This is a genomic window from Rheinheimera sp., assembly GCF_020217005.1.
In the GTDB taxonomy this organism is placed as follows: domain Bacteria; phylum Pseudomonadota; class Gammaproteobacteria; order Enterobacterales; family Alteromonadaceae; genus Pararheinheimera.
Genome location: NZ_JAIWOI010000130.1, coordinates 1 through 10,000 on the forward strand (window position 1 = coordinate 1; position 10,000 = coordinate 10,000).

At 46.7% G+C, this 10,000-nt stretch carries 12 protein-coding genes; 1 reads left to right on the forward strand and 11 read right to left on the reverse strand.

Going from position 1 to position 10,000, the window contains the following annotated elements:
* From LDL40_RS06350 to LDL40_RS06400, 11 genes are all read right to left on the reverse strand, one after another.
* Window positions 1-538: ABC transporter substrate-binding protein (locus tag LDL40_RS06350; protein ID WP_300994348.1), on the reverse strand; the 538-nt coding region annotated here is incomplete at its 3' end.
* Between the two features lie 212 nt (window positions 539-750).
* The gene (gene dbpA / locus LDL40_RS06355; protein ID WP_300994349.1) at window positions 751-2,127 is read right to left on the reverse strand and encodes an ATP-dependent RNA helicase DbpA; all 1,377 of its coding nucleotides are present in this window, start codon (window positions 2,125-2,127) and stop codon (window positions 751-753) included.
* Between the two features lie 231 nt (window positions 2,128-2,358).
* Window positions 2,359-3,162 carry an acyl-CoA thioesterase II gene (locus LDL40_RS06360; RefSeq protein ID WP_300994350.1) on the reverse strand — a complete coding sequence of 268 codons (804 nt, stop codon included), beginning with the start codon at window positions 3,160-3,162 and terminating at the stop codon, window positions 2,359-2,361.
* 41 nt (window positions 3,163-3,203) lie between these two features.
* Window positions 3,204-4,283 carry an acyl-CoA desaturase gene (locus tag LDL40_RS06365; protein ID WP_300994351.1) on the reverse strand — a complete coding sequence of 360 codons (1,080 nt, stop codon included), beginning with the start codon at window positions 4,281-4,283 and terminating at the stop codon, window positions 3,204-3,206.
* Between the two features lie 8 nt (window positions 4,284-4,291).
* Window positions 4,292-5,410 (reverse strand): flavin reductase family protein, encoded by a 1,119-nt coding sequence (locus LDL40_RS06370; RefSeq protein ID WP_300994352.1) that lies wholly within the window; start codon window positions 5,408-5,410, stop codon window positions 4,292-4,294.
* 251 nt (window positions 5,411-5,661) lie between these two features.
* Complete coding sequence (locus tag LDL40_RS06375; RefSeq protein ID WP_300994354.1) at window positions 5,662-6,048, reverse strand: VOC family protein; 387 nt, start codon at window positions 6,046-6,048, stop codon at window positions 5,662-5,664.
* Between the two features lies 1 nt (window position 6,049).
* Window positions 6,050-6,640 (reverse strand): hypothetical protein, encoded by a 591-nt coding sequence (locus LDL40_RS06380; RefSeq protein WP_300994356.1) that lies wholly within the window; start codon window positions 6,638-6,640, stop codon window positions 6,050-6,052.
* A 137-nt stretch (window positions 6,641-6,777) separates the two neighbouring features.
* On the reverse strand, window positions 6,778-7,233 hold the full coding sequence (locus tag LDL40_RS06385; RefSeq protein WP_300994357.1) for a GNAT family N-acetyltransferase: 456 nt from the start codon (window positions 7,231-7,233) through the stop codon (window positions 6,778-6,780).
* Window positions 7,234-7,321: 88 nt separating this feature from the next.
* Window positions 7,322-8,083, reverse strand: a complete 762-nt coding sequence (locus LDL40_RS06390; protein WP_300994360.1) for a hypothetical protein — start codon at window positions 8,081-8,083, stop codon at window positions 7,322-7,324.
* 51 nt (window positions 8,084-8,134) lie between these two features.
* Window positions 8,135-8,632, reverse strand: a complete 498-nt coding sequence (gene tpx / locus LDL40_RS06395) for a thiol peroxidase (protein WP_300994362.1) — start codon at window positions 8,630-8,632, stop codon at window positions 8,135-8,137.
* 42 nt (window positions 8,633-8,674) lie between these two features.
* Complete coding sequence (locus tag LDL40_RS06400; protein WP_300994363.1) at window positions 8,675-9,313, reverse strand: methylamine utilization protein; 639 nt, start codon at window positions 9,311-9,313, stop codon at window positions 8,675-8,677.
* A 165-nt stretch (window positions 9,314-9,478) separates the two neighbouring features.
* Here LDL40_RS06400 and LDL40_RS06405 point away from each other — a divergent pair.
* Window positions 9,479-10,000: hypothetical protein (locus tag LDL40_RS06405; RefSeq protein ID WP_300994364.1), on the forward strand; the 522-nt coding region annotated here is incomplete at its 3' end.

Consider the following 10,000-nt stretch of genomic DNA (forward strand, 5'->3'; position numbering starts at 1 on the left):
CACTATACAAAGCACTGATTTGCTCACCATAGTAGTAATCGCTAATCAGCCCTACTTTATGTTTAGCTGCGACCATTTCAGCAACAGAATCAAAGTTATATTTGAGTGCATCCTCTTTACGAACAAAAAGTTGAAACTGTTCTGCTCTGTATGGCTCAGAAAATAAGGCAAATTCTTCACGGGCTGGTGTTTTGGACGCACCAAGCAGCAGATCCAACTGCCCTTGTCTGAACTGACCTAATAAGTCCTGCCAGGTTCCATGTTGCATGACTAAAGTGCAGTTCATACGTCCGGCGACGGCTTGTACTATTTCGATATCCAGTCCACTTGCTTGTTGTTCCAGTCCAACGTATTGGTAGGGTTCCCAGGATTCAAAACCCAGCTTAAGCTGGCAAGGTGCAGCTTTAGGTTCAGCGGGCGTTTCTGCCACTTTGGCGGCAGTATCGGCAGTAACGGAGGGAGATGGGGTATCAGCAGGTTTACAGCCAAACAACAGCAGAGATACGACAGTGCTGCATAGAAGGTAGCGAACGTTCATAAGCGGCCTCTTTATTTTTAGTGTCTATCCGCTTTGATCTTAGTGCATACCTCCAATTTTTCCTCTTACATCAGATACTTTTTGTAACCAATTCACACTGGACTGCCGGGCACTGGCTTGTAACGCCCCGCCCATCTGCAATGTTTTTGTGTGTATTACACCGCGGTATCTTTAGGCGGGCGGGTACGAGACCCGCCCCTACGTTTTTTTGTTCAGACAAAACGGCAGCGGAACTGTCGGCCTTTGATTTTGCCTTCGCTCAATCGTTTTAAGGCTGTAGTGGCCACATCTGTGCGTACAGCGACAAAACTCACCATAGGCAGAACATTAATTTTGCCAATTTGTTCGAAGGATAAACCGAGTTCCCCTGTTAAAGCGCCCACTATATCGCCAGGTCGTACTTTGTCCTTTTTGCCACCATCTATCATCACTGTGCGCATTGGCGCGCGCGCTGGTTTGGCCTCTTTTACAGGGTAAGCTGTGAGTTCTGTCCACTGTGCTGTTAAACCGAGCTGGTCCTCCAACACAGCCAGACGACCCATTTGTGACGGAGTCACCAGCGTTAAAGCCAAACCTTCGCTGCCAGCCCGGCCAGTACGGCCTACTCTGTGCACATGCACTTCCGGATCATTGGCTAAATCGTAGTTAATCACCAGAGGCAGAGCACTGATATCCAAACCACGGGCTGCAACATCTGTCGCGACCATAATCAGACAACTTTGGTTGGTAAACTGCATCAGTACCCGTTCGCGGTCGCGCTGCTCCAGGTCGCCATGCAAAGACATGACGCTGTAACCTGCATCGGACAGCTCATCACAAATATCCTGAGTGTCTTTGCGCATATTGGAGAATATCAGCGCGGGCTGAGCGCCATGCCAGGATAAAAGTTGCTTTAAGGCTGTAATTTTTTCATCAGCTTCAACTTCAATAAATTTCTGCTCTATCTCGGTTTGCTCAGCATCATCGACAAAAACCTGTACAGCATCCGCTTTTAAATGACGTTTTAATTCATTCACTTTGTCTGGGTAAGTCGCTGAAAATAATAAAGTCTGGCGATCATCTGGTAAGGCGTTCAAAATCACGGCCAGATCATCAGCAAAACCCATATCCAGCATACGATCCGCTTCATCCAGCACTAAAGTTTCAACATCAGACAGGTTCAGCAGGTTGCGGTCTATCATCTCCAGAATACGGCCCGGAGTACCAACAATAATATGAGCACCGTGTTCAAGTGAGCCAATTTGCGGGCCAATAGATACTCCGCCACAAAGCGTCAACACTTTAATATTGTGCTGACTGCGCGCCAAGCGACGGATTTCCTGTGCTACCTGTTCCGCCAGCTCACGGGTAGGACAAAGTACTAAGGACTGAATACGAAAACGTTTTACTGCCAGTTTATGTAATAAAGTCAGGGCAAAGGCCACAGTCTTGCCACTACCGGTGCGGGCTTTGGCCAGAATATCTTTTCCCTCCAATAAAGCAGGCAATGCCTGTTGTTGAATAGGAGTCATCTGACTGTAGCCAAGGCTTTCAAGGCTTTGTAATAAGTGCTCTGCAAAAGGCAGACTGGTAAAAGTGGCATTGCTCAAAAATGGGTACTCTCTATTTATACAGAAGTTGGCACAGCAAAAAGGGCGCGCACTATAACAGAAGCGCCCTTACCGGGCGAGTATAAATTTTAAGCAACTTACCCTTCGTACTTGAAGCCGCAGTTTTGTGGACTGCACTACTCTCCCAAGTCACATAGGACAGCTCCTGGGGACTCCCACACTTGTCGTCGCACTGCAACATCAATTACTTTGGGTAAGTGCACTTGCTGTTCAGGCAAAGACTGTGACGGTCTGACGACTAATAGCTGCTAACTGGCCGTCAGGTTGCCATAATTTGGCTTCAATATGATGATAACCATCAGCTGCATGCTCAATATTCGCCAGATAACTCCACCAGTCCGTCGTCAGAGCTTTTGTTTCGCTGCTCTGATGCGGCTGAATAAACTCTATGGTCCAGGTTAACGAACTGGCTGGAGCAGGCTGGTTCAGTAAAGTTAAACTGACCGGAGGCCAGGCATCGACCAGAGCCAACAACTCCAGCACACCTGCAGCTGCAGTTTGGCCTTCTGCAAAGCGTATTACACCACCTAATTCTGTGCCCGTACCGCCTGAAAATGGCATCACACCTGCTTTAATTTGATAGTCAAAATGGCGGGTAAATTCAGGCACAGGTCCTTGTTTTGGCATGACCAGAGCCCGGGCGGTAAAAGCTGGAGCTGTTGCACTTGCCACTTGATAACCAGAGCTACGCTCAGCGCCAAAACTGGCCAATAACACCAGAGCCACCTGATCCTGTTGCGTAATTTCCACTATCGCCTGGATCACAGACTTGCCTTGTCGCAAAATACGTCTGGAGACTACAGCTGCACCTGCATTTAAAGGTGCGACAAAAGACACAGATACAGAGCGCAGGGGGATATCCTGCGGCAATGCAGTCAGTAAATGCGCCAAGGCCAAAGCGGACGCCATACCACCAAAGACAGCACGACCCTGCCCCCACTGCTCTGGCACTTCAATCTGCAGTACGTCAGGCTGACCTGATTTAAACTGCTGCATCACATCTGCAAATAACATCTTTCTATCCTTCTCTCATACTGCTGTGCCAGGGACATGCGTTAAGCCGGGGTGGCTTTACCGCCAGGGAACGAATATCTGATAATACGAGCCACGACAGTAGCGTACTGCTTTAAGAAACTGCCGCTGTTATAAGCAATGCCGTATTTTTTCGCAATAGCCTGTACTTGAGGTGCGACGGTCAAATAATGTAAAGCAGGCATATCCGGATAGAGGTGATGCTCAATCTGGCAGCTCAAGTGCCCGGTTAAAATATGAAACCACCGAGGTCCGGTAAAATTAGAAGAGCCCAGAATTTGGCGATAGTACCAATGGCCCCGGCTTTCGCCTTCACATTGCTCTTGAGTAAAAGTGTGCACATCCTTTGTGAAATGACCGCAAAAAATCACAGTGGAGGTCCATAAATTACGAATTAGGTTCGCCAGCAGATTTCCAGCCAAAACCCATAACCACATGGGACCAGCTATCAAAGGGAAAAAAACATAATCTTTAAACAACTGCCGCGCACCTTTACCAAAAAAGGCTTTTTTTAACTCCTTGTGACTGACGCTGTTGACCCGATCCGGTTTCTTTTTGCCAAAAAACACCCGCTCTCCGGCCAGTTCATGGTAAGACACGCCCCATTGAAATAAAGTACTTAATACCAGATAAGTGACAAACTGCCACACGTTACGCAGCCTCCAGCGGAAGTCATTACTCAGACGCAACAGACCGTAACCAAAATCACGGTCTTTACCGATAATATTGGTATAAGTGTGATGTTCAAAGTTATGGGTTCTTTTCCATGAACCAGCATCACAGGCGATATCCCATTCAAAACGCTGTGAATGCAGCACAGGGTCATTCATCCAGTCGTACTGACCATGCAAGACGTTATGGCCTATTTCCATATTGTCGAGTATTTTTGCCAGCGCTAACAACATTACACCTAAGCCCCATAACCAGGGAGTAATAAAGCCAAGCACCATAAGAATGCGACCCGAAATAGCACATAACCGCTGTGTCAGTAACAGACGCCGAATATAGTTTGCTTCTTTGTCACCAAGTTCAGACATTACTCCGGCTTTGACTGCATCCAACTCAGCGGCCAGGGCTGCCAACTGTTGTTCATTTAATTTCATCACTAGTCCTATAACTCAATCTGCAGGTTGCTATGCGCCGCGCTGATACATAACTGAATTTGCTCCGGGCCATCACCTGACACTTGTCCAGTGCGTAAATTTACAACCTGACCAGATTTCTTCTGACAGACACACTGAAAACAAACTCCGATGCGACAGCCAAAACGAGGATTTAGCCCCTGCTCTTCAGCGACCTGTAACAATGGCACTCCAGCTGCGGCTGCTATTAATATTTCTTTGCCTTTTTGCAGGATCAAAGCTTGTTTCATCTCCCCTACTACTGCCGGCAAAGCAAATCCAAACTGTTCAGAATGAATTGCGCCCGCAGGAACCCCCTGCTGTATTAACTGCTCTTTACAGTGCTGGCTCATAGCAGCAGGCCCACATAAATAGTAGTGAGCTTGGCGCAGAGAAAAATCGGCTTTAGTCGCCAAGTCCCGTATTAAATTCAGGCGGCCTGAAATATCAGTTTCAATCAATCGAAGTTCAAACAAAGGTTGTTTTGCGGCCAGTAGTTTCAGCTCAGCTAAAAATGCCGCCTGAGCAGCGTTTTTCACGCTGTAAAACAAAACAATAGGAGAAGTCCAGCAGCGCATACTGCTCAGCATGGACCAAAGCGGCGTAATGCCGGATCCCGCAGCGACCATCACTGTAGTTTTTAGATCTTTACTATCGACGTTAGGAGCAAGCACAAAATTTCCCATAGCGTCACTGATACTCAGCTCTGTCAATGAGGTTATGCGGCTTGCTAAGGCTTTAGTAAACTCACCTTGTGGCTGAATACGACAGCTGATGCGGATTTGCTTTTGCTGTGTAAACAAAGCTGCAGAGGAACTGATGCTAAAACTCCGGCTGATATAACGGCCTTGATGCAGCAGGGTGACCAAAATATGCTGGCCGGGAGTAAAACCAGGCCAGGAGGCCGCAGGTTTTAGCCAGATACTCAGCATCTGCTCAGTTTCCCAGCAAATATCAATCACAGAAGCACTGTGGTAGTCAGGGTGCCATTGAGGTTTGTTCCAGTGCAGCAGAGGCTTGAGGTAATAACCTAGTTTAGGCTGGTTTGCCAGCATTAAGCTAAACTGGCGATAAAGGCGTTGGCGCCATAAAGACATACTTGTGTTCACACTGGTCCTTCCACTTAATCTCAGCGCACAGTTGTACACCAAAACCAAATAAAACTCCACTTCAACAAAATAAAAAAACCAGAAAATATCATCAAGCACTTGAATTTAATAAAATTAAATGAAATTTAATTTTCAAAAAAATGCATGAGTGAGTGAACATATGTTAGCTGTATAGACATAAAGCAGACAGCAGCCCCTCTGTTTTTCAACAAAAACAGCCTGTGCAGAGATAAAAAGCAGCAAGGTAAAATTTAAGGCCAGAGTTTTACATCAGGGCTGTGGCCAAAATCGTCACGCTGCGGCATCACGACACAGAATCTATGGCCAGTTGGCGCTTGCATCACAGTCCAGCGTGGCATCTGCTTTACAACAGTCGCGCCTAATGCGCTCAAGCGCGCCACTTCAGCCGCAACATTATCGGTTTCAATATCCAAATGAATATGGCTTGAATGTTCAACTTTTTGCAGCAATAGCTTCGGCTCAGATGATGGGCTATCCAGGTATAAATACCTGTCTGCCCACTCAGGATCGGAAGGCAATTGCTGATAGCCCAGCGCCTGACTCCAAAACTCACCTGCCTGTTGAATATCATCCACTTTGCTATCCAAAACAAAAGCAGCCAAACGACTTTTGTGCATCTTATTCCTCCTGGTCTGGCCAGTGACTACCAGCATCACAGTGTTCGACCCACAGCACATTGTTACGGGAATCGTTATTAATAAAAACCTGATTGACCGGCGACTTTGGATAGACCAGTCCGTCACCACAATCTGCGCTTTGACCAGGCCCTACTACAATTTTACTGCCCACTTTTAAAATACAGCTACTCATCTGGTTTAGCGCACTCCAGCCCGGACATATGGCATTGGCGGCTCTGTATTGCTCTGTCGGGCCCTGTGGCAAACTAAAGGACCACCAGCGGCCATATAAGGTGTAACTTTTAGCCTGATCCCAAACCCTGTACACCTTGACTGGTGCTGTGGTGACAAAGACCTGCCCCATACAAAGCTGGCCTTTGTCCGGCTGACCCAAAGCCGATTGCAGCAGCTCAGGATCTGAGCTGGGTGCCAAGCCTGCAGCCGGAGCTTCAATAGCGCCGATACAATCTACAGCCATTGCAGTATTAGCAGCTGGTTTCGCCAAAGCGGAACTTGAAGTGGGTAAAGTACTACAGCCGGTCAGCAATACGACCGTTAGTAATAACCAAATTTGAGTAGCATAAAAACGCATGACACAGGCTCCTTGGTTTGTCTCTGAACTGCACAGCCTGATGATTTGTCCATCAATAAGGCACAAAGAGCTTAGTTTAAAATTTACAGTTCGCCAGCTTTTACACTATGCATGCAGAAAAACCTTGATAAACAGCACTACAGAAGTTTTTCCATAAAAACGCTTAATGGGTCCAGTTGATAAGTACCAAAAGGAGCTCTGTACTGATAACCCAGTTTTTCATACAAAGCCAAAGCTTCAGGCTGAAAAATACCGGTTTCGAGTCGGGCCAGTGGGACTTGTTGCTCTTTCAGATGTGCTTCCAGTGCCTGCATTAACCCTTTCGACAAGCCTCTGCCTCTATAAGAATCCAACACGTAAAGCCGCTTGATCTCGCCATAACAATCATCATCCTGCATTATTTTCACTGCGCCGCAACCAGCTAATTCCTGGTCCAGATAAATGCCTAAAAATAGAACATTGGGCAAGGTCAGAGCCACAGGGCTTTCCATATGATTGCTTTCCGCTGGGTATAAAGCCGCCATATAAGAATCGGATAAAGTCAGGAGTTCAGCCGCAGCGGCCGATAAAGGGTCGAGCACTTTGATTTGCATATCAAAATTCTGTATTGATGCTAAATTAGTTTGCTATTCAAACAAAAAGCACAACAGAAAAGCAATGCCCACAGGACTAAATCTAAAGTCACTGCTGCAATGGGTCCTGAGCAGAATAATGCTCTCCACAGCCTTTTAGATAAATGCAGCTGTGTGTTTTGGCATAGAGTTGCACAATCTCAATAATTTGCTGGCGATGTGCAGAGGCCGCAGACACCAAAAAATAGGCATCTATTTCAGCCAGCTTTTTTTGTTTTAAGCCGGACATCACATCTGTTGCCTGAGTGGCGGCAAAAGCAACAAAAGGTCCCTGATAACTGATTAAATGTTGAGTGCGTTGGTGCAAAAACAATTGCACAGCACTGATGCTATCCGGCATATCCACCAATTGATAACCTTGTTGTATTAACTGCAGTCTCTGCCCTAAATAGTCAAAAGCCCGGATGGCAGCTACTGTTTTGTCTTGCGGTGCAGCGGAACTCAGAGGGTGGCTGTATAACATCAGTTGCATTGCCATATAGGCAGGCTCGATAAACTGATGCACTTTACCGATGGCCGCTGTAGTCTTTACGTTAATACTAAAATCTACTTCACCCTGTTCAAGTAATACATACATCCTTGCGGGTGTGGTACAGATAGCTGTTAAATCAAATCCTGCCTGCGCAAAGATTTTTTTTGCCAATAAATAGCCCTCACCTGCGCAGCTTTTTCCATCCGGGCTGACCACAAAATCAGGCGGGAAATTATGGATCCCCATGCGCAAACTGGGCCTGGCTGCAGCCACTGAGGCATCAGCCATGACTGCAAGTGGCAACCACAAAACAAAAATCAGCAGTAGTCCGCGTTGCATAAATCAGCTCTTCAACAAAAGGCCAGAGCTGGAACTCTGGCCTCGGGACTATTAAGCCAATACAGCCAAAGCACCTTCATAGGACGGTTCGTCAGCCGTTTCAGCCACTTGTTCGGTATAGAGCACTGAACCGTCTGTGTCGATCACGACCACGGCACGGGATAATAAACCAGTCAAAGGACCGGTAGAAAAAGCCACGCCATAATCCTTACCGAAGGAACTACGGAAACTTGAGCCATTTTTCACTTGCTCCAACCCTTCAGCACCACAAAAACGTGCCTGAGCAAAAGGCAGATCAGCTGAAACACAAAGTACAGCCGTATTGCTTAAATCTGACAGAGCTTTGTTAAAAGTGCGGACTGAAGTAGCACAAGTTGGAGTATCTACGCTTGGGAAAATATTCAGTACCAGTCGCTGACCAGCAAAATCTGCCAGTTTAACATCTGCCAGGCCTGCACCTGTTAAAGTGAAATCCGGCGCTTTACTGCCTACCGCCGGCAGTTCGCCTATCGTCTGAATTGGGTTACCTTTTAATGTTACTGTGGCCATGAGTCGGCTCCTTTGGGTTAATAAATCAACAGATTAAAGAAATTATGGGGTATAAGAAGCACCAAAACCTTTTTTCGGTTTCTTTGGTTTCTCCTGCGCAGTAATAGCCAGTTGATAATTGTGAGTCTGGCCATCTTTGATTTGGACTTGCTGAGCCACCCAATCGGCATTTTGCCATGGGTGCCAGAGCTTTAACTGATAATTGCCATCGGGTAGATCAACAAAGTTCACCTGTCCTTTACCATTCGACACCTGTAAAAACTGACTGTCGCCTACATAAATATAGGCTTGCATATAGTCGTGAATGTTGCAGCCCAAAGCGATAATTCCAGCCTGGTCAAATACTACTGGTGCTTCAGGTTTATTGGCATAAAGCTTGAGTTCAAACACCTTGGCTGGCGAAAAGGAATAAACATGATGCCTGGTCTTATCCATATTCGGAAAATCAACCGCGGTACCGGTTTGATACGCTGAAACAAAGGGAATAAAGGTCAGGTCTTGTTGTTTCACTTCTGCTTTTTTTTGCGAGAACTTTATATTTGCCGGATCGAGTAATTCCACCACTGCATCTTCGAGCGGCAGCCCTTGCTGATCCGTCACAGTAATTTGAACGGCAGCCGACAATACCGAACTGTAGCAGAACACTAAACAAGCAGATAAAACGCGCTTCAACGAGGTCATTCACTATCTCCGGAGCAACAGAGGCAAAGTCTGGATAAACTAAAGCAGTTTAACCTGCTTGTCAGCATATACCAGACAAAGCTGCTTAAACTTTGTCGCTCAAAGTTTTCATCCAGCACCCTGAGCTGCTACCATCAGCTGAAAATAAAAAATAAGGAACGCGGCATGGCCAGGATCAAATCAGCTCTTTTTCGTATATGCCTGATCCCAACCTTCTTTGTCAGTTTGTCTTCACAATCTTTTGAGCAACTGAGTCTGCATGGTCGCGGAGAATTTTACCTGAATAAACAAAATGATACAGCTCATTATTTGGCTCCATGGTGGCAAAAAGGCACTGGACAGCTTGGCTACCATAACGACCTCGGTGCCGGACCTCAGTATCTGGTCGCTCAGCTTGAAACTGATATAGATTTCTCAGCCACAGTGCATGCCCAATGGCACAGAGCGCCAGAGCCCGGTATGGGTGTAACAGAAGCCTGGTTAAACTGGAGCCCTTTGCCTGTGTCAGGCTATAGAATACGAGCCAGAGCTGGAGTGTTTTACCCTGCAATGTCACTGGAAAATACGGATCTGGCCTGGACTTCCCCCTACACCAGCTCATTTTCAGCAATTAACAGCTGGATAGCGGAAGAAGTGAAAACCAGAGCTGTTGAATTATCTGTCAGCCGTCCAGGCCGCTTTTTTAAC